Raw genomic sequence first — 20,645 nt, 5'->3', positions numbered from 1 at the left:
TATAAAGTGGAAAAAATAGTAATAAAAAGAAATATTTCATTAGATATATTAGAAAAAGTTTTTAAAATTGAAGAAAGAGGAAGTTCAATAAAAACAGAAGTTTTAGGTGGTCTTACAACATTTTTAACAATGGCATATATAGTTTTTGTAAATCCTGCAATTCTTTCTGCAGCTGGGATGGATAAAGGTGCTCTTATAACAGTAACTTGTTTAGCAACAGCTATTGGAACAGGAATTGCCGCTTTATGGGCAAATGCCCCTTTTGCTTTAGCACCAGGTATGGGATTAAATGCATTTTTTACTTATACATTAGTTTTAGGACAAGGAGTTTCTTGGGAAGATGCATTGGGTGTTGTATTCATATCAGGACTATTCTTTTTAATTATGACATTGGGTGGAATAAGAGAAAAAATAGCTAATGCTATTCCTAGTGTAGTTTCTACAGCAGCAACTTCAGGGATTGGGTTATTTATAGCTTTTATAGGTTTAAAAAACATGGGAATAATAGTTGCAAATGAAGCTACATTTGTAGGTTTAGGAGATTTTTCAATACCAACTGTATTAGGGATCTTAGGGTTAGCAATTATGGCTATTTGTGAAATAAAAAAGGTAAGAGGTGGTATTTTAATAAGTATTGCAGCAACAACACTTATAGGGATGTTTTTTGGAATTGTTGATATTCCAAAAGCAATTATTTCAATGCCTCCATCAATAAGTCCAATTTTTATGAAAGTAAATATATTAGGGGCTTTAAAAATATCTTTAATAGGTTCAATATTTTCGTTTATGTTTATAGACCTATTCGATTCTCTTGGATTTATGATGGCTTGTTACAAAAATATGGGATTAGTACAAGGGGATGAAGGTGCTAAAGGTTTAAAGAGGATGCTACAAGTTGATGTATCATCAACATTAATTGGAGCAGTTTTAGGGACGAGTACAGTAACTTCATTTGCAGAATCAGCAGCAGGAATATCTGCTGGAGCTAGAACAGGATTAGCCTCTTTAGTAACAAGTGGATTATTTTTATTAGCTTTATTATTTACACCATTAGTTGGAATAGTACCAGGATATGCATCAGCTCCAGCTTTAGTATTGGTGGGAGTATTTATGTTTAAATCTATTGGAAATATAGATTTTACAGATATGAAACTAGCAATTCCTGCTTTTATAACAATTGTAATGATGCCTTTAACTTATAGTATTAGTATAGGTTTAAGTTTTGGATTTGTTGCATATATAATAACTCATGTTGCAGCAGGAGAGATAAAAAAAATAAATATAGCTTTATGGGTAATAGGTGGATTATCAATTTTAAATTTAATAGTATAAATTTGTGAAGAGAGGGTACTCTCTTCTTTTTTTATTAAATAAATTGAGAAAAATCAAAAGAAAATGTATAATATAAAAATTGAAAAAATTTATTGGAGGAAATGATGGATATATTATCACTTGTATTAATTTCTATAGGATTAGCTATGGATGCCTTTGCTGTATCTCTAACTGAAGGATTAGCAATGAAAAAGTTAAGAAAAAGAAATATTTTTAAAATTGCACTTGTATTTGGAGGATTTCAGGCTTTAATGCCGTATATAGGGTGGAGGATAGGTGGTGTTTTTGCAGAAAAAATATCACAATATGATTATATAATAACAACAATATTATTATTATTTGTTGGTGGAAAAATGATTTTTGATGGTTGGAAAGAGCAAGAGTGTGAAGAAGAAGGAAAGTGTGATATGGCTTCAAACTTACTCTTATTAGGATTTGCAACAAGTATAGATGCTTTAGCTGTTGGCTTTTCCTTTTCATTAGTTCCAAATTTAAATATATATTACTCTATAGAAATAATAGGAGTAATAACTTTCTTGATAGCCTCTTTAGGTGTTTATCTAGGGCATAAAGTAGGGCATTTAATAAGTTATAAAACAGAGTATCTAGGAGGAGGAATATTAGTTTTAATGGGACTTAAAGCTTTTATTAGTCATTTTCTATAAGGAGAAATTATGGAACAATTGTTTTTAATAAACTTTATATTTTTATTGGCAATTTTACCAATTTTTTATATTAGAAGAACTTTTTTTAGGAGAAATATTTTTTTAGGTAGATTTTTAGGAAACTATATTTTTATAGCTCATTATATATTTTTTTTATTAGTAATTTTAGGTGTAGTAAACTACTTTTATCGATTAAGCAAATTAAATATAGTAACTATAGCATTTATAGTACTTCCAATATTTTTTATATATGCGTACTATAATTTTTCAATGGCAAAAGTAATAAAAAGTGAGATAAGATTGGAAAGATATAAAAATGGTAAAAAATTGAGAATAGCATTTATATCAGATGTACATCTATCAGCTCTAACTAATAAAGAGAATATAGAAAACTCATTAAAAAGAATGAATGAGGAAGAACCGGATATATTATTAATCGGAGGAGATTTAGTTGATTTTAGTTGTAAAGATATAAAAGCAGATTTTACAGCTAGTTTTAGAGAGATTGAGCCTAAGTACGGAATGTACGCGATTTTAGGAAATCATGAATATCACGGAGGAATAGAGGAAAATATAAAATATATTGAAAATCTAGGAATAAAAATTTTGAGGGATAGTGTTTTAAAAATTGAAGGAATAAATATTATTGGAAGAGATGATATAACAAATAAAAAAAGAAAAAAGATAGCATATTTGAGAAAAAGGATAGATACAGATTTACCAACAATTGTATTGGATCACAATCCAAATTCAATAAATGAGGCAATTACAAATAAAATTGACTTAGAGCTTTGTGGACATACTCATAGAGGACAATTTTTTCCTTATAACTTAATAGTGAAAAAGATGTATAAAAATTATCACGGATATAAAGTATTTGGGATAACTCATACAATAGTAAGTGCAGGATTTAGCTCGTGGTTAATACCATACAGAGTAAACAGTACTAGCGAAATAAATATTATCGATTTATATTATTAAATGTATGGTTTTTTTAACCATACAAATTTTTTTAAAAAAGTTGACTCATGATTCAAAATGTGATATAAATAACTTAAGAAAGATATTTTTACAAAAGAGATTAAAAGGAAGTGTTGAAAATGACAAATGAAACAAAAAATTTCTATGATGCAATTATAATTGGTGGAGGACCCGCTGGAGTAAGTGCTGCAGTATATATTGCAAGTCGTGGATATAAACCTGTAATTTTAGAAAAAGATGAAATTGGTGGAACAGTAGGAAAAGTTTCTTCAGTGACGCACTACTTATCTGTGGATAATTGTGAAACAGGAGATTCTTTTAAAAATAAATTAGAAAGTCAATTAAAAGTTTATAATATAGAGGTATTAAAAGAAGATGTTACAGAAATAGATTTAGATAATTTGTTAAAAAAAGTGTCAACAAAGTCTGGAAATATTTATTTAGGTAAAACAATTATTCTTGCAAATGGAACAACACCAAGAAAATTAGGAGTTTTAGGAGAAAATGAATTAAAAGGAAAGGGTGTTTGTTCAAATCCTTGGAAAGAAGGAAAAGAATATGCAGGAAAAGATATATTTGTAGTTGGAGGCGCAGATGGAGCTATAAAGGAAGCTATTTATTTAGCTCAATTTGCAAAAGAGTTGTCAATTATTCATTTTGAAGATTCATTAGGAACAATAGCTGAATTTAAAAATAAATTAGAAAAACTAGAAAATGTAAAGTTATATTTACATTCAAGATTAACAAAAATAAAAGGTAAAGATAAAATTGAAAGTTTAGAGATTACTGATGAGAAGACAAAAGAAGTAAAAGAGATAAAATGTGGTGGAGCAGGAGTATTTATTTATGCTGGTGCAACTCCAAATACAGAAAAATATAATAAATTAGAATTAGAAAATGGATTTATAAAAGTAAATTCTCAAATGAAAACAAATATAGATGGAGTATTTGCAGCAGGAGATATATGTTGTAAAGATATAAGACAAGTTGCAACAGCTGTTTCAGATGGAACAATAGCAGGAATAAATGCAGCTAATTATTTGAAGACAGTATAAATGAAAAAGAGGACGAGTGTCCTCTTTTTTAATCATTTTTCTCTTGATCTTCTTCGCCTCTAACTTCACTTGCTTCAGCTTCAATATTTGGATCTAATATATCTGGAGCAGGTGGAGTCTCTTTTTTTTGAGTAGAGCATACACATGTTTTAGGAAGTTCAACTTTAGGCTTGTTACAACATTTTGACATAAAAATCACCTCTTCAATTTTCTTTAATTTATTCTTCTTATTAGGTTTTAAATTTCCTTTAATAATGTTAAAATAAATTTATAATATTTTTATTAATAATATTTTGGAGGGATTTAGTGAAAAAATTATTATCAACAATTTTTTTTATTTCATCATTAGTGTCTTATGCTGAAGGGTTTCAAATTATTACTTTGGGAAGTGATGGTGGAGTAATGGATGGAAATATTTCTGGATATCTTATAAGAGATAAAAATGAGGAAAATTTTATAGCTTTAGATGCAGGAACAGTACTTCCTGGAATAAAAAGTGGATTAGAAAAAGAGAGTTTTAAGAATATAACTATACCTCAAGATACAGAGTGGAGTGATATTGGATATATTTTTAGAGAGAAAATAAAAGGATATCTGATATCTCATGGACATTTAGATCATATATCAGGATTAGTAATATCATCAACAGAAGATACTACAAAGGATATTTATGGATTGAATAGTACAATTGAAACTTTAAAAAACAATGTATTTAATTGGAAACTTTGGCCAAATTTTTCAAATGAAGGTGAGGGATTTAAATTAAATCAGTATAAATATCAGGTATTAGAACCGAATAAAATTAAAAATCTAAATGATACAAATTTAAATGTTACTGCGTTTCCATTAAGTCATAGTAATTATGAATCAACAATGTTTTTATTGGAAAATAATGGGGAATACATGGCATATTATGGAGACGTTGGACCAGATAAAGTGGAAAATAGTAATGGATTAGAAGAAAGTTTCAAAGTATTAGGACCTTTGATAAAAGATAAAAAATTGAAAGTAATAATGATAGAATCATCTTTTGATAACTCTAAAGATGATAAAGGACTATTTGGTCACCTATCACCAAGATGGATAAATGAAGAGTTTAAGGTTTTAGAAAAATATTCAGGTAAGGGAACGTTAAAAGGATTAAATGTGGTTATAACTCATATAAAACCTAGTTTAAAAAAGAGTGAGAACACGAGAGAGAATATAAAAAAAGAACTATTAAATAATAATATACATGGTGTAAAATATTATTTTCCAACTCAAGGAGAATCATTAGAATTTTAAAAAAACTAGCCTTAAAGCTAGTTTTTTTATTTAAATAAAGAATGTAAATAGACTTCCCATAAGAATTAAAATAGAAAAATTTAAAATAGAAAAAAGAATGAAAAACTTTCTTTTTTCTTCTGGAAACTCACTAATATAAAGTTTATATGAAATTAAACTAGCTAAAGAAGCGATCAAAGTTCCAAGACCACCGATATTAACTCCAAGTAAAAGAGGTTGCCATTTAGTTGTAAATTCAGATATTAAAATTGCAGCAGGAACATTACTTATAAATTGACTTAGAATAATTCCTGTGAAATAAACCTGTGTTGATTCAGATAATAAATTAAACATCCAGGATCTTATTAATTCAATATTTGATAAGTTTCCAACAAAAATGAAAAAGCTAATAAAAGTAGCTAAAAGAATCCAATCTATTTTTTGAAAAATATTTTCTTTTTTATAAGTTAAATACCCAATATTAAAAATTGTGATAAAAATAATTGGAAGTTTAAAAAATATACTTAATAAAACCCAGACAAATATAGCTGTTGAAACAAAAACATTAATATTTTTTTTGAATATAGGAGTTTCAAGTTCAAAAATTAACTCATCTTTAGGAGTAAAAAAATTAATAAGTAATAAAATAATAAGACCAACGGTAGATATACCAAAAGTAATTTTAAAAAATTCAATTGGAGCTGGAGCAAATTTAGAATATAAATAGATGTTTTGAGGACTCCCCATAGGAGTTAGTGCACTTCCTAAGTTGGCTGCAATAGTTTCTAAAATAACTATTTTTAAAGTTGAAAAATTAGATTTCTTTCCAATTATAATAGTTAATGGAATAAAAGTTATAAGAGCAACATCATTAGTTAAAAACATACTAAAGAAAAAAACTAAAATAATTAATGCAGCACATATAATTCTTTGACTATTATATTTTTTCAAAAAGTTAATAGCTATAAAATCTAAAACATTTTCTTTTTTATAAAGTTCTACGACAACCATTAGGTTAAAAAGAATCATTAATACATGTGTATCAATATATGAAAACTTAGGAAGAATAATAAAACTTGTAATAATAGCAAAAAAAGTTGCTATTAAAAAAAGAGATTCTGATTTTAATTTACTAAAAAGATTAATGAGTAACAATTTGTTTAAGTTCATAAAATACCTCTATTTTCTTTTATTTTAGTATTATTATAGTATTTTTAAAAAAATTCAGCAATTTATTTTATAAAATTTGAAAAAAAGTTTGACAATAAGGGATTAAATTTGCTATTATCATTTCAAATAAAAAAATAGGAGGGAATAAAATGACTATGAGAAGAGTTTTAAGGACACACAATAACTATAACAAAAAGAATAGAATTTTTGTGTGCCAAGAAAGCAATCTAAGGTATTTTATTATAGTTTAATTTTTTTATTATTCTATAAATTTATGTTATTTGAGCCAGTGTTTTAAAGCACTGGCTTTTTTTATACAAAAAAATATTTAGGAGGGTATTATGAAAAAAATATTAGGAACTTTATTATTTATTTTAATGGGAGCAATTGTATTATCAAAAGAAGTCTTATATGTTGGAACAAATGCAGAGTTTGCACCTTTTGAGTATATGGAAAATGGGGAGATTGTAGGGTTTGATATTGATTTAATAAATAAAATTGGTGAAAAAATTGGAAAAGAGATAAAAATAAAGAATATAGCTTTTGATGGATTATTGCCAGCACTTCAAACAAATAAAATAGATTTAATAATTGCAGGAATGACAGTAACAAAAGAAAGAGAGAAGTTTGTAAATTTTTCAAATGATTACTTTGTAGCTAATCAAGTTATTATAGTTCCAGAAAATGAAGGTACTATAATCAATATGGATTCATTAAAAAATAAAAAAGTAGGAGTGGTACTTGGATACACAGGGGACTTAATAGTATCTAAAATTCAAGGAGTTAACAAAGTTCAGTACAATTCAGCACCATCTTCTATTATGGCTTTAAAAGGTGGTAATATTGATGCAATGATATTAGATTCAGCTCCAGCCCAAAGTTATGTGGCAAAAAATAAAGGTTTAAAAATAATAGAAATAGGTAGTGAAGTTGAAAAATATGCAATAGCAGCAGAAAAAAATAATGAAAACCTTATTAAAAAAGTAAATAAAGCTTTGGAAGAGATAAAAGCAGAGGGTATTTATGATGAATTAATAATAAAACATTTTAATTAGGAGGAGAGAGATGAAGGAAAAGGTTATTTTAGCATATTCAGGAGGATTAGATACATCAGTTATAATTCCGTGGCTGAAGGAGAATTATGATTATGATGTCATTGCAGTGGCAGTAAACGTAGGACAAATAGAGGATTTTAAAGCAATTGAAGAAAAAGCATATTTAACAGGTGCAAGTAAATTTTATTTGGTAGATAAAGTTCATGAATTTGTAGAAGAATATATATTTCCAACACTAAAAGCAGGTGCTATTTATGAAAATAAATATTTATTAGGAACATCAATGGCAAGACCAGTTATTGGAAAAGCTTTAGTTGAGGTGGCTCATATAGAAGGGGCGAAATATATAGCTCATGGAGCAACGGGTAAGGGGAATGATCAAGTAAGATTTGAATTAGCTATAAAAGCTTTGGATCCATCTTTGAAAATAATAGCTCCTTGGAGAATTTGGGATATAAAATCAAGAGAGGAAGAGATTGAATACCTAGAAAAAAATGGAATTACACTTCCGTTTCATAAAAAATCTCCTTATAGTAGAGATGAGAATTTATTCCATGTAAGTCATGAGGGGTTTGACTTAGAATGTCCTTCGAAAGAGCCTAACTATGAGAATGTTTTACAATGGGTTAAGACTCTAGAAGAAGCAAATGAAAAATCTGAGTATATAAATATTGAATTTGTAAAAGGAGTTCCTGTTGCGATAAATGGAGAAAAAATGAGTGGAGTAGAAATTATAAAACAATTAAATAAAATTGGTGGAAATCATGGCATTGGTGTTTTAGATATGGTTGAAAATAGATTGGTTGGAATGAAATCAAGAGGAGTTTATGAAACTCCAGGAGGAACGATTTTATTTTTTGCTCATGAAGAGTTAGAAAGATTATGCTTAGATAAGGATACGTATCAAGAAAAAATAAAACTATCACATGATTTTTCAAAATTAGTCTATAATGGGCAATGGTTTACAACTTTAAGAAAAGCTATAACAGCTTTTGTAGACATAACTCAAGAGTTCGTGACGGGAGAAGTAAAGCTAAAATTATATAAAGGAAATATTATTTTAGCAGGAACGACATCTCCATTTACATTATATTCAGAGGAGTATTCAACTTTTGAAAAAGATAGTGTTTATAATCAAAAAGATGCAGAAGGATTTATAAATCTTTTTGGATTACCGATTAAAATAGAAGCACTTTTAAGAAAAAACTTTTGACATTTGAAAAAAAATGTGATATTCTGCCTTAAATTAATATTTTGATAGAGGTTGCAAATTTTATTAGTAAATAAACTGAGATTAGTAGATCAAAGATGTTTGTTAAAAGGAAAATTTGCCGAAGTTTAAGTTTTTCTACTAAAAATTTAAGCTGGGTACATAAAGAATATTTATGTAACTGTCACCAAATTGGTGTTGTGCTATCGTGGATTATTTTAAGCTAACATAGTTGAAATGAGAGTTTTAAGCGATGGTTATTTTTTTGACTATCGCTTTTTTTATTATTAAAATCATCTAAGGAGGAACTAATGAGAGTAGTAAAAAAATTTGGAGGAAGCTCAGTTGCAACAATAGAAAAAATAAAAGATATAGCTAAAGATATATCTAAAAACTATAAATATGGTGATGAAATTGTAATTGTAGTTTCAGCTATGGGAAAAACAACAGATGAGTTGATAAAGTTAGCTAAAGAGATTTCAGAAACTCCAGATGTAAGAGAACTTGATTCATTATTATCAACAGGAGAGCAAAAATCAATCTCTCTTTTAAGTATGGCATTAAAAGAAATTGGACGTAAGGCTATCTCTTTAACTGGTGCTCAAGCAGGAATAAGAACAGGTGGAACACATACTAAAAATAAAATCGAAAGTATAAAAATTGATAGAATAGAAAAACATTTAAAAGATGGAAAAATTGTAATTGTTGCTGGATTTCAAGGGGTAAATGAAGATGGCGACATAACAACATTAGGAAGAGGTGGATCTGATACGAGTGCTGTTGCCTTAGCTGCAGCATTAAAGTGTGATTGTGAGATATATACAGATGTTACAGGAATATATGGTGTAGACCCTAGAGTTTATAAAAATGCTAAAAAACTTGAAAAAATTTCATACGAGGAGATGATGGAGATGGCAAATTTAGGTGCAGGAGTAATGGAAACTAGAGCAGTTGAAATAGGGAAAAAGTATGGTGTTAAGATTTACGTTGGACAAACTTTAGGAGTTGAAACAGGAACATATATATGTGATAATAGTGAAATAATTGAAAAAAAGGCTGTAACAGGAATATCTATAAATAAAAATGTTATAATGGTAAATTTAGAAAACTTTTTAGCAATTCCTAAAAATGTAGCAATCATTTTTAATAATTTAGCTAAGCATAGTGTTAATGTTGATATGATATCACAAAATGAAGTTGAAAACGTTAAGGGAAGTATAGGATTTACTTGTCCTTTGACAGATGAGCACTTTTTAAATAGATCATTAGAGGAGATTGCTAAGGAGATTCCAGATATAGAGGTTACAAAAAGAACAGGAGTTGTAAAAATATCTTTAGTAGGAATAGGAATGATAAGTAATTTTGGCGTAGCAGCAAAAGTTTTTGAAGTATTAGCAGAGATTGATTCATCATTTTATCAATGTACTACATCAGAAATTTCAATCTCGTTAATTATAAAAGAATCTGATACAATAAAAGTAGTAGAAAAATTAGCAGAAGTATTTTCAATATAATGGAGGGACTAAAATGTATAATATAGCAATAGTAGGAGCAAGCGGATTGGTAGGTGGAACTTTTTTAAAAGTTTTAGAGGAGAGAGATTTGCCAATAAAAAATTTATATCTTTTTGCTTCGGCTCGTTCAGCTGGAAAAGAGGTTGTTTTTAAAGGAAAAACTTTAGTGATAGAGGAGCTTACAGAAAATAGTTTTGATAGAGAGATAGACATAGCACTATTTTCAGCTGGAGGAGATATTAGTAAGAAATTTGCTCCAATTGCAAGTGAAAAAGGTGTAATAGTGGTTGACAATAGTAGTGCTTGGAGAATGGACGAAAATGTTCCACTAGTTGTACCAGAAGTAAATCCAGAGGATATATTTAAAAATAATGGTATAATAGCTAACCCGAATTGTTCAACGATTCAATCAGTTGTTCCATTAAAAATAATAGATGAGCTATATGGTATAAAAAGAGTTGTTTATTCAACATATCAAGCTGTATCGGGAAGTGGAATAAAAGGAATAGAGGATTTACAAAGAGGATTAAAAGGAGAAGAACCAAAAACATATCCTCATCCGATAGTTAATAATTGTTTACCTCATATAGATTCTTTTTTAGAGAATGGGTATACTAAAGAGGAAGAAAAAATGATAAATGAAACTCGTAAAATTTTAAATAAAAAAAATCTTCCAATAACTGCAACATGTGTTAGAGTACCAGTTTTAAATGGACATTCTATATCAATAAATGTTGAGTTAGAAAGAGAAGCGAATCTAGAAGAGCTAAAAGTAAAATTTAGAGAAACAAAAGGCATTGTGCTTGAAGATGATGTGAAAAATAATAGATACCCTTTAGCTACTGAAGCTAATGAAACAGATGAAGTTTATGTGGGGCGTTTAAGAAAAGATTTTAGCATAGAAAAAGGATTAAATTTATGGGTTGTAGCTGATAATATTAGAAAAGGAGCAGCAACAAATGCAGTGCAAATTGCAGAAATTTTAATGAAAAAATAACTAGAGGAGAAAATATGCTAAAAGTAAATCCAAATTTAGATAAAATTGAGATATCTGTTATAAGAAAGATAGCAGAAGTTTGTAAAGAATATGAAGGGGGTGAAAAACCACTGATTAATCTAACAATAGGAGAACCAGATTTACCACAACCTAAAATAATAATAGATGAAACTATTGGGTACATGAAAGATGCTAAATTAGGTTATCCGCAGTTAGGTGGTATGATTGAATTAAGAGAAGAGATTGGAAGATATTATAAAGAAAGATATAGTTTAAATATAGAACCAGATGAAATAATTATAACTGTCGGTAGTACAGAAGGATTATCAACAGCAATAAAGACTATAATTATGCCAGGAGACGAGGTTCTAACTCCTTTACCTGTTTATCCTGGGTATGAGCCATTAATAACATTAGCTGGAGCTAAGTTAATAAAAATGGATACATCAAGAGATAATTTTGAATTAACTGTTGATGTTTTAAAGAATTATGTAACTCCTCAGACGAAAGCTATTATCTTAAATTATCCATCAAATCCATCAGGTATAACTATATCTAGAGAAAATAGAGATGAGATATTAAAATTTGTTAAAGAGAATCATTTGTATATAATAAGCGATGAGGTTTATAGTGAAATTATATTTGAGGGTGAACATAATAGTTTTTTACAAGATGGGTATAGAGAAAATGTTATTTTGATTAATGGTTTTTCAAAATCACATTCTTTAACTGGTTGGAGAATAGGATATATAATCGCAAGTAAAAAAATGAGAGAGTATTTGGTAAAAGTACATCAATATGCAGTAACATCAGCGAGTATAATTTCTCAAAAAGGAGCATTAATAGCTTTAAAAGAGTGTAAAGATATATCTTCACAAGTTGAAATTTATAAGAAAAGAGCTGAAAGTGTATATAAAAAGTTAAAAGAAAAACAAATATCTGTTATAAAACCAAAAGGAGCAATCTATATATTTGTATCCTTAGATGGAATTACAAAACTAAACTCTTTAGATTTCGCTAAGAGTCTTTTAGAAGAGGAAAGAGTTGCAGTTGTTCCTGGAATAGCCTTTGGAATGGATAATTATATAAGAATTTCTTTAGTAAAAGATGAAGAAATTTTAAATGAAGCAATAGATAGATTTATTAATTTTGTAAATAAAAAAGATAGAGAATAAACTCTATCTTTTTTTATTAAAATTTAACTTTATTTACTTCATCAGCAAATTTTTTAGTTATAAGTTGAGGTCTAGTGATAGCTCCACCAACGACAACGGCATAAGATCCTAATTCCATTGCTAATTTTGACTTTTCTGGAGTATCAAAATTTCCCTCAGCAATTATAGGAGTTTTACATTTTGATATTAATTCTTTAAGAACATCAAAGTTATTTAAGCCTTTAGACTGCTCAGTATATCCAACTAAAGTTGTTCCAATATAATCAAAACCTAATTCTTCTGCACGAACTCCCTCTTCAGTAGTAGAGATATCAGCCATAAATTTTTGGTTAGGATATTTAACTTTTAAAGACTTTAAAAGATTTAAATCAGCATTTATAGTAGCGTCAAGAGCAATGACATCAATATTAGTAGCAATAAGTGCTTCTAACTCTTTTTCAGTGGGAGTAATGTAAGAAACCATATTCTCATAATCTTTTTTTATGATACCAATGATTGGTAAATCAACTACTTTTTTTATTTCAAGAATATCCTCTACTCCATTTGCTCTAATTCCAACAGCTCCTCCCATTTGAGCAGCAACAGCCATTCTACCCATTATAAATGAACTGTGTAAAGGTTCGGTTTCTAGTGCTTGACATGATACAATAAGACCTCTTTTCATAAAATCCTCCTAGTTGTTATTTTCTATAATCTCATTTATTTTTTGTTTAATAGGATCAGCCATAGCTCCAAAAATAGCTTGAATTCCACCTTGTACTTCTAAAACTCCAGTCGCACCAAGACTTTTTAATTTAGCTTTATCAACTTTAGATACATCTTTAACAGATACTCTAAGTCTTGTTATACAAGCATCAACATCATCAATATTTTCTTTTCCACCAAGAGCAGCTAAAACTTCTTTAGATGTTTCAAAAAGAGAATCTTTAGTTACTATTTTAATCTCTTCATCATCTCCCTCTCTACCGGGAGTTGCAATGTTGAAACGTTTAATTAAGAATACAAAAGAAAAATAATATAGAGCAAACCAGATCGCTCCAATTATTAAAACATACATCCAATTAGTCGCTTCGTTTCCTTGTAGAACACCAAAAAGAGTAAAGTCTATTAAACCTCCAGAGAATGTATTTCCAATAGATATATTTAATAAATCAGCTACAAGAAAAGATAAACCATCAAAGAATGCATGAACTCCATATAACCAAGGAGCAACAAATAAAAACATAAATTCGATAGGTTCTGTAATTCCTGTGATAAAAGATGTAATTGCAGCTCCTAAAAATAATCCACCAACAAGTTTTCTTTTATTTAGAGGTGTGCAATGGTACATAGCTAAACAAGCAGCTGGAAGACCAAACATCATAGTAGCAAAACGTCCAGCAAAAAATCTAGTTCCCTCAGTAAATAGACCAGTATGATTAGGATCAGCTAATTGAGCAAAGAAAATATTCTGAGCTCCAACAATAGTTTTTCCAGCAACTTGAGCAGTTCCGCCAAGCTCAGTATACCAAAATAAAGGATAAATCATGTGATGTAATCCAACAGCTCCACTTAGTCTTAAAAGAAAACCATAAAGGAAAGTTCCAAAAATTCCTAAACTGGCAATTGACTTTCCAGCAGATGTTAGCCATCCTTGGAATGTTGGCCATGTTAAGAAAAATATTATACCAATTCCGATTGCTGCAAAAGAAGAAACAATAGGAACAAATCTTGATCCACCAAAGAAACCAAGAACAGCAGGCAGTTTAATATTGCTATATTTATTATGTAGGTAAGCTACTAAAGAACCTATAACAATAGCTCCAACAACACCTGTGTCGATAGACCCTACTTCAGGTTTAAATGCTGTAATTAATCCTTTAATAGAAGCATTCATAACTAAAAAAGCTACAGCACCAGCTAAACCAGCTGTTCCTTTATCTTTTTTAGCTAATCCAATAGCAAGTCCAATACACATAATAAGAGCTAGATTAGCAAAAATAACTTCTCCAGAAGCAGACATAACTTGTAAAATACCTTGTAGAATTGGTATATTTAAGAAAGGATAAGCATTAACAGTGTTTGCGTTTGAAAGAGCTCCTCCAATTCCTAAAAGTAATCCAGCAGCTGGTAAAATAGCTATTGGAAGCATAAATGATTTACCAATTTTTTGTAAATTTTTAAACATAGTAACCTCCTGTTGCATAAATTATTTTCATACAAATATACATATATGAAAATAATTTTCATTAATTATAGTATGAATATATCACATAAATATTAAAATTACAACAAAAAAACAGCTTTTAAGCTGTTTATTTTAAAATTGCTTCAATTGTTAATTGCATTTTTTTTCTTAAATCCTTGTTGGATAAAAGAATTGTAGAGATTAGGTCAAAAAGATACATAGTTGAGAATTGAGTGTTAATAAAATCTCTTTTATGAATAAAATCTGAAGCACAAATCAAAATTAAATCGTTGGAAAATTTTTTAATAGAACTATTAGGAAAACTTGTAACTCCAATTGTATGGGCACCATTTTTTTGAGAAACTCTCAAAGAATCTATAATCTCTTTTGTTTCTCCAGAAATAGATATTCCAATAACAAGGTCATCAGCTGAAACAATAGCACTATTTATAATCATCATATGAGAATCAGTGATACTAGAAACGTTAAATCCCATTCTTAAAAGTCTTTGCATAAATTCATGTGCAGTAAGTCCAGAGCTTCCCACTCCATATATATAAATTCTTTTAGCTTTTTTTATCTCTTCAACAACTTTTAAAATAAGTTTTTTATTGATTAATTGGTTTGTTTTTTCGATTACCTCCGTATAATAATTATGAACAGCTGAGAAAAGATCACTTTCTTTAGGAAGAGAGTTGTTAAAAGTTGTATTTAACTTAATTTTCATTTGAACAAAACTATCGCAATTAATTTTTTTAGAAAATCTAGTTATTGTAGAGGTAGATGCTCCTGTTGCTTTTGAAAGGTTGGTAATTGATATATTTTCAATATTATCTTTATGTTTAAGTATATAATCAGCGACATATTTTTCTTTTTGAGAAAAACTATTGTATTTTTGTTTTATTTCATATACGATATCCAAAGTAAAACCTCCTAGAATATTTATATTATAACTATATCATAAATAAATTTATAAAAAAATAGTTATTTTCATGATATAATAGCGACTATATAATGATTTCATTGGAGTGAAATATGGAAAAAAAAATAAGAGTGACATTACCTAGAAAAATAGTTGAAATTTTAGAAAATGATATTGAAGAATTTTTTATAAAAAAAAATACTTTATTAAATTATATATATGCAGAAAAAATAAAGGAAAATCAGCAGAAAAAATTTGTTTATCCTTATAAAGGAGAAACTTCTGTTATTCAATTTAATTTAAATAAAAAAAATTTAGAAGGGTATTATAATTTTTTAGAGGAAAATAATATTCAAAATGAATCGGAGTTTTTTAGAGAAATTTTAATTGAATATGCTAGTTTAGGAAAGAAAAAGAGAGAATATTTTTTATTTAAAGACATAGTTGAAAGAATAAATTATTCAATAAAAGAGAAAAGAATAATAAAGATAGTTTTTCGAGATGAAAAAAATATTGAAGTTGAACCATATTTGATTGAAAGTTCTAAGCTAGAGGTTATGAATTATCTATTTTGTTATAATTTGAGAGAAGCAAAATGGAAAAACTATAAGATTAAATATATAAAATCAATTTATATAAAAAATACATCTTTTAAGTTAAGGGATAAAGAGTTTATAGATAAAATGAAAGAGAATTTTGATCCTTTTATATCCTTTGGACAGTATATTAAGATTAAATTAACAACAGCTGGAAAAAAGATATTTAATGAAATAGAAACAAACAGACCACAAATTATAAAAATTGATAAAGATGAATATATATTGGAATGTTCACATGAAAAAGCAAAGAGATATTTTAGCTTTTTTTTAGATGAAGTTGAAATATTAGAACCGCTAGAGTTAAGAACGTGGTTTAAAGAGAAATATAGAAAAGCTTTAATTAAATATGAGTAATAAAAAATCCTCATTGAAGATAGTTTCTTTAATGAGGATTTTTTATTATATATTTTTTAATTTTTCGAGATTGTATCCTAAAATAACACCTTTATCTGACCTAACAATAGGAGTTTTAAAAAGAATAGGACTCTCTAGAAGTAGATCCATTGTATCATAAACCATATATTCTAGGTTTCTTTTTTTATACTCTTTTCCTTCAGTATCTAAAAAGTCATTTAAATCATAGTATTTTAAGAAGTTTTCAAATTCTTTTTTTGAGGGAGCTTTCTCAAGTAAATCAATAAATTGAGTTTTAATTCCTCTTTCTTTAAAAAATCTTTGAACTTTTTTAGTTTCGTTACAGTTCTTTTTTCCAAAAATTTGTATTATCATAATTATACTTCAATATACCTCCATTTACCTTGTCTAAATCTATACAAACACGCTAACCCCCGATATGTTAAATCTACAATCATTACCATCCAAGCACCATTTAAACCAAAGTTAAATACATATAAGAATAGATATGTAAGTGGAATTCTGACTAAAAACATACCAATAGATGTAATCCAAAGAACAGATTTAGTATCTCCAGCTCCTCTTAAAGCGCCACTTAAAACCATTGAAACTGCTAAAATAGGCTGAGCAATAGATACGATTCTAAGAGCAGAACTAGCCATAGGAACTATAGATTGTTCCTTTGTAAACATTGAAATTACAAATTTTGGAAAAATCATAAAAATAAATCCAAATGCAGTCATAACTCCCATAGCTAAAAACATGTTTAAATAGCCAGCTTTTTTCGCTTCTTGATACTGTTTTGCTCCTAAGTGCTGTCCAACAAGAGCAGTACCAGCAACAGAAAATCCTAGTCCTAGATTGAAAGAAAATGACTCTGCAGTTAAAGCTATTTTATGTGCTGCATATTGTAATGTTCCTAAGTTTATAACCATAGCTTCAAAAATAAGCATTCCAATTCTGAATATTCCTTGTTCTCCAGCAGAAGGTAATCCAACTTTTAAAAGTCGTCTACAAATCTCTTTATTTATTTTAAAATCTTTTTTACTTAATGCAATACAATAATTTTTTTTATATATTATTAAGAAAGAAAATATTAAAGTAACTATTCCTCTAGATATTGTTGTAGCTACTCCAGCACCAAAAACTCCAAGATTTAAAACAAAGATAAAGATATAATTAAGTAATATATTAGAAAAAATACTAATTGTATTATTAATCATTGGGATTTTAGCTTTATTAATAGATCTAAATCCATATGAAAAAATAATATTAAAACATAAAAAAGGAATTCCTAAAGAGACAACTTTTAAATAACTTAAAGCGTCTGTGATAGGTTGATTTTTACTAATAATTCCAAGAATATTTTTACCAAAAATAATAAAGATAAAAGTAACAATAAAAGCAGCAGGAACTCCTAAGATTAAACTTTGACTCATCCCCTCTTTAGCTTCATTATAATTTTTAGCTCCAAATGCACGACTGACCATAGCCGTAGTCCCAACACTGATTGCAAAAAATATTGGAATAACAGTTAGAATTGGAGCAGTTCCTAAACCAACAGAAGCAATAGCTTCCGGTCCTAATCGTCCAACCATAATTAAATCAAAAAAACCAAGTAACGTTTGTACAAACATATCTACAATAGTAGGTAAAGCAATCGTAAAAATAGATAGAATTTCACTTCTATTTTCTCTCCAAAGAGAGCGAATTTGTTTCAAAATAATCCCTCCAAAAATTTATTTCTAAAGGGTATTATATATTAAAAAATTTAAAATTGATATATAAAATTTTCAGCTGGAAGTTTTTTTTGAATGATGCCGTTTTCATATAACCAATTAACATTATTTTCCCAAATTTTCTTAGTTTGAGTTAAAAATTTATTTTGAGGTGTTTCCATTATTGGTAATAAAATTTCCAAACTTTCCTTTTCTACAGTTTCACTTAGTGGAAATTGATCAACAGCTTGTTTTGAAAGAAGAAGATTTAAAGAATCATGAGGATTATTCTTAACATCTTCAAATCCTTTTTGCATAGCTTTTAGAACTTTTGTATAAGTTTCTTTATTTTGATTTAAAAGCTCATCGTTAGCGACTAAGACAAGCTCGTATGCTTGAGGTATTCCAAAGTTGTCAATTAAAAAATAGTTTATTTCTATACCCTTTTCTTTAATGACAGGAACTTCATGATTAATCATATTTCCAATTGTAAAATCAACTTGATTTGTAATCATAGATGTTAAAAGTTCAAATCCTACATCAGTAATTTTTAAAGAGTTAGGATCTAAATTTTGAGATTTCATCATTGATTTTAAATATGTTTCTGAAAGAACTCCACCGCTAGTACCTGCAATTTTATTTTGAAAATCTTTTGGAGATGTTATATTTTTTTCTTTTAAAGAGATAACTGTATTAACAGATCTCTGAAGTATTGCTCCGAATGATTTTATAGGAACATTCTCATTAGCTCTTGCCATAATAACACTATTTAAATAGGAAATTCCTATATCTGCTTTTTTAGCAGCAGGCAAAGTTAAAGAGTCACTAGGTGAGGATGGATAAATTATATTTAGTTTTATTCCTTCATCTTTAAAATACCCTTTTTCAATAGCGGTATAAAGAAAGGAGTGAACAGCATTAGGATACCAATCTAAAATTATAGAAACTTCTTTTAAATTATTTTCTTTTTTTGATTTACAACTAACCAATAAAATAATCATTATTAAAATAGTAAGTATTTTTTTCATTTATTCCTCCAATGTAATATTGTATTTTCAAATATATTTATAATTTGCACTAAACCGATAGCAAGTAAAGAGATTATAACTATTGGTGCAAAAACTCCCGCACCGTCTAATTGAGACATCATTCTTTTACTAAAATATCCAAGACCAGATGTAGCACCTAGCCACTCACCAATGGCTGCTCCGATTAAAACAAGAGGAATGCTCATTTTAAGAGCAGAAAAAAAACTGGGAAGAGCTCGAGGTAGTTTTAATTTAAAAAAAATTTGAGATTTACTTGCGTTGAGACTCTTGAAATAATTAATCTCATCTTTTTCTATATTTTGTAAGCCGTTATATATAGTTATTGTAACCGGAAAAAAAGATATAATTACAGAAACTATAACTTTACTCCAAATAGAGTAGCCAAACCATAGAATAAAAATAGGTGCTAAAGCAGTAATAGGAATAGTTTGACTAGTTATAATTAAAGGATGAATACAGCTGTATACTATATGACTAAAATCCATAGAAATAGCTAAAAATATTCCTAATAAAATAGTAAAAATTAAAGAAATAATTGCAATATTAAGTGTAGCCGGTAAGTGAACAAAGAAAAGGCTTTCCTTAAGAATCCAAATTTTTTTTAGTATATTTAAAGGAGTAGGGAGGATATATCCTTTATTAATATATCTCCCTACAATCTCCCATAATATAATAAAAGAAAATAAAGAGAGAAGGGAAAAATTAATTTTTTTCATAAAAATCATCTCCCTTAATAATAGAAAGAATTTCTTTTCGTAATTTTAACTTTTCTTCAAGAGTTATATTTTTCGGTACAAAAAATTCTTTAAATTTTGAAAGTGGCTTTTTTTGACAAACAAAAATTCTATGAGAAAGAAAAATTGCTTCATCAATATCATGAGTAATAAAAATCATACTTTTATTTAATATTGAAACTGTATTTAAAAGCCAATTTTGCAAATCTTCCCGCGTAATAGCATCTAAAGCGGAAAAAGGCTCATCTAAAAGAAGTAGATCACTATCACTCATAAGTGTCCGAATAAGTGAAATACGTTGCTTCATTCCTCCTGAAAGTTCTTTTGGATAATTATTTGAATACTCTAATAAATTAAATCTTTTTAAAAGAGATTTAGCTTTTTCACTTTCCTTTTTTTTATCTCCCTTTTTTATCTCGATAGGTAAAAGAATATTCTCTAAAATAGTTCTCCAAGGAAGTAGAGTGTCAGATTGAGGCATATAGGATGTACTTTTTAGTTGAACAATACCATTAAAATCTTTTTCGATTCCAGCCAATATTTTGATGATTGTTGATTTTCCGCAACCACTTCCCCCCACAATACTAATTAGTTCATTTTTTTGAATATTAAAAGAAAGATTATCCAAAATATAGTTATGATTATCGTATTTAAAAGTTAGATTTTTTGCTTCAAGTATGTACAT

21 protein-coding genes and 1 riboswitch are annotated in these 20,645 nt (G+C 28.0%); of the genes, 11 read left to right on the top strand and 10 right to left on the bottom strand.

Annotation, left to right across the window (positions count from 1 at the left end):
• The first annotated feature begins 6 nt into the window (after positions 1 to 6).
• The 4 genes from MKD34_RS05645 (at position 7) to MKD34_RS05630 (ending at position 4,033) form a co-directional block, all read left to right on the top strand.
• Positions 7 to 1,332 carry an NCS2 family permease gene (locus tag MKD34_RS05645; RefSeq protein WP_407933851.1) on the top strand — a complete coding sequence of 442 codons (1,326 nt, stop codon included), beginning with the start codon at positions 7 to 9 and terminating at the stop codon, positions 1,330 to 1,332.
• A 104-nt stretch (positions 1,333 to 1,436) separates the two neighbouring features.
• On the top strand, positions 1,437 to 1,997 hold the full coding sequence (locus MKD34_RS05640; protein WP_240218640.1) for a manganese efflux pump MntP: 561 nt from the start codon (positions 1,437 to 1,439) through the stop codon (positions 1,995 to 1,997).
• Between the two features lie 9 nt (positions 1,998 to 2,006).
• Positions 2,007 to 2,978: a metallophosphoesterase gene (locus tag MKD34_RS05635; protein ID WP_240218639.1), complete on the top strand. Its 972-nt coding sequence runs from the start codon at positions 2,007 to 2,009 to the stop codon at positions 2,976 to 2,978.
• Positions 2,979 to 3,097: 119 nt separating this feature from the next.
• Positions 3,098 to 4,033: an NAD(P)/FAD-dependent oxidoreductase gene (locus tag MKD34_RS05630; RefSeq protein WP_240218638.1), complete on the top strand. Its 936-nt coding sequence runs from the start codon at positions 3,098 to 3,100 to the stop codon at positions 4,031 to 4,033.
• A gap of 28 nt (positions 4,034 to 4,061) precedes the next feature.
• Here MKD34_RS05630 and MKD34_RS05625 read toward each other — a convergent pair whose 3' ends face one another.
• On the bottom strand, positions 4,062 to 4,223 hold the full coding sequence (locus tag MKD34_RS05625; protein ID WP_240218637.1) for a hypothetical protein: 162 nt from the start codon (positions 4,221 to 4,223) through the stop codon (positions 4,062 to 4,064).
• A gap of 116 nt (positions 4,224 to 4,339) precedes the next feature.
• Between MKD34_RS05625 and MKD34_RS05620 the strand changes: the two genes are divergently transcribed.
• Positions 4,340 to 5,317 carry an MBL fold metallo-hydrolase gene (locus MKD34_RS05620; RefSeq protein ID WP_240218636.1) on the top strand — a complete coding sequence of 326 codons (978 nt, stop codon included), beginning with the start codon at positions 4,340 to 4,342 and terminating at the stop codon, positions 5,315 to 5,317.
• A 30-nt stretch (positions 5,318 to 5,347) separates the two neighbouring features.
• Here the strand turns inward: MKD34_RS05620 and MKD34_RS05615 are convergent, their stop codons facing one another.
• A complete protein-coding gene (locus MKD34_RS05615; protein ID WP_240218635.1) occupies positions 5,348 to 6,466 on the bottom strand; it encodes an SLC13 family permease in 1,119 nt (372 codons plus the stop codon).
• Between the two features lie 341 nt (positions 6,467 to 6,807).
• On the opposite strand from MKD34_RS05615, the gene MKD34_RS05610 reads away from it, so the two are divergent.
• From MKD34_RS05610 to MKD34_RS05590, 5 genes are all read left to right on the top strand, one after another.
• Positions 6,808 to 7,521: a basic amino acid ABC transporter substrate-binding protein gene (locus tag MKD34_RS05610; protein ID WP_240218634.1), complete on the top strand. Its 714-nt coding sequence runs from the start codon at positions 6,808 to 6,810 to the stop codon at positions 7,519 to 7,521.
• Between the two features lie 10 nt (positions 7,522 to 7,531).
• Complete coding sequence (locus MKD34_RS05605) at positions 7,532 to 8,734, top strand: argininosuccinate synthase (protein WP_240218633.1); 1,203 nt, start codon at positions 7,532 to 7,534, stop codon at positions 8,732 to 8,734.
• 37 nt (positions 8,735 to 8,771) lie between these two features.
• Positions 8,772 to 8,945, top strand: a riboswitch (Lysine riboswitch).
• A 97-nt stretch (positions 8,946 to 9,042) separates the two neighbouring features.
• Complete coding sequence (locus tag MKD34_RS05600; RefSeq protein WP_240218632.1) at positions 9,043 to 10,245, top strand: aspartate kinase; 1,203 nt, start codon at positions 9,043 to 9,045, stop codon at positions 10,243 to 10,245.
• 13 nt (positions 10,246 to 10,258) lie between these two features.
• Positions 10,259 to 11,242, top strand: coding sequence for an aspartate-semialdehyde dehydrogenase (locus MKD34_RS05595; protein WP_240218631.1), 984 nt, complete (start codon positions 10,259 to 10,261; stop codon positions 11,240 to 11,242).
• Between the two features lie 14 nt (positions 11,243 to 11,256).
• Positions 11,257 to 12,417, top strand: coding sequence for a pyridoxal phosphate-dependent aminotransferase (locus tag MKD34_RS05590; RefSeq protein ID WP_240218630.1), 1,161 nt, complete (start codon positions 11,257 to 11,259; stop codon positions 12,415 to 12,417).
• A gap of 16 nt (positions 12,418 to 12,433) precedes the next feature.
• On the opposite strand, the gene MKD34_RS05585 is transcribed toward MKD34_RS05590, so the two are convergent.
• From MKD34_RS05585 to MKD34_RS05575, 3 genes are all read right to left on the bottom strand, one after another.
• Positions 12,434 to 13,081 carry an N-acetylmannosamine-6-phosphate 2-epimerase gene (locus MKD34_RS05585; RefSeq protein WP_240218629.1) on the bottom strand — a complete coding sequence of 216 codons (648 nt, stop codon included), beginning with the start codon at positions 13,079 to 13,081 and terminating at the stop codon, positions 12,434 to 12,436.
• Between the two features lie 9 nt (positions 13,082 to 13,090).
• A complete protein-coding gene (locus MKD34_RS05580) occupies positions 13,091 to 14,584 on the bottom strand; it encodes a PTS transporter subunit EIIC (RefSeq protein WP_040406447.1) in 1,494 nt (497 codons plus the stop codon).
• 127 nt (positions 14,585 to 14,711) lie between these two features.
• Positions 14,712 to 15,506 (bottom strand): MurR/RpiR family transcriptional regulator, encoded by a 795-nt coding sequence (locus MKD34_RS05575; protein WP_240218628.1) that lies wholly within the window; start codon positions 15,504 to 15,506, stop codon positions 14,712 to 14,714.
• A 113-nt stretch (positions 15,507 to 15,619) separates the two neighbouring features.
• On the opposite strand from MKD34_RS05575, the gene MKD34_RS05570 reads away from it, so the two are divergent.
• Entirely contained in the window at positions 15,620 to 16,459 is an 840-nt protein-coding gene (locus MKD34_RS05570) for a WYL domain-containing protein (protein WP_240218627.1), read from the top strand.
• A 45-nt stretch (positions 16,460 to 16,504) separates the two neighbouring features.
• On the opposite strand, the gene MKD34_RS05565 is transcribed toward MKD34_RS05570, so the two are convergent.
• Genes MKD34_RS05565 through MKD34_RS05545 form a run of 5 tightly spaced genes read right to left on the bottom strand, consistent with a single transcriptional unit; the run spans position 16,505 to position 20,645 of the window.
• Positions 16,505 to 16,834, bottom strand: a complete 330-nt coding sequence (locus MKD34_RS05565) for an arsenate reductase family protein (RefSeq protein ID WP_240218626.1) — start codon at positions 16,832 to 16,834, stop codon at positions 16,505 to 16,507.
• 2 nt (positions 16,835 to 16,836) lie between these two features.
• On the bottom strand, positions 16,837 to 18,180 hold the full coding sequence (locus MKD34_RS05560; protein WP_023052165.1) for an MATE family efflux transporter: 1,344 nt from the start codon (positions 18,178 to 18,180) through the stop codon (positions 16,837 to 16,839).
• A 50-nt stretch (positions 18,181 to 18,230) separates the two neighbouring features.
• Positions 18,231 to 19,205 carry an ABC transporter substrate-binding protein gene (locus tag MKD34_RS05555; protein ID WP_240218625.1) on the bottom strand — a complete coding sequence of 325 codons (975 nt, stop codon included), beginning with the start codon at positions 19,203 to 19,205 and terminating at the stop codon, positions 18,231 to 18,233.
• On the bottom strand, positions 19,202 to 19,942 hold the full coding sequence (locus tag MKD34_RS05550; RefSeq protein WP_240218624.1) for an ABC transporter permease: 741 nt from the start codon (positions 19,940 to 19,942) through the stop codon (positions 19,202 to 19,204). The genes MKD34_RS05555 and MKD34_RS05550 overlap by 4 nt, the downstream gene beginning before the upstream one ends.
• Positions 19,929 to 20,645, bottom strand: a complete 717-nt coding sequence (locus tag MKD34_RS05545) for an ATP-binding cassette domain-containing protein (RefSeq protein ID WP_240218623.1) — start codon at positions 20,643 to 20,645, stop codon at positions 19,929 to 19,931. The genes MKD34_RS05550 and MKD34_RS05545 overlap by 14 nt, the downstream gene beginning before the upstream one ends.

It is taken from the genome of Cetobacterium somerae, from assembly GCF_022430525.1.
Lineage (GTDB): Bacteria > Fusobacteriota > Fusobacteriia > Fusobacteriales > Fusobacteriaceae > Cetobacterium_A.
The sequence above is the reverse complement of the archived record's forward strand: the minus strand, read 5'-3'. Positions and strand labels throughout refer to the sequence as shown.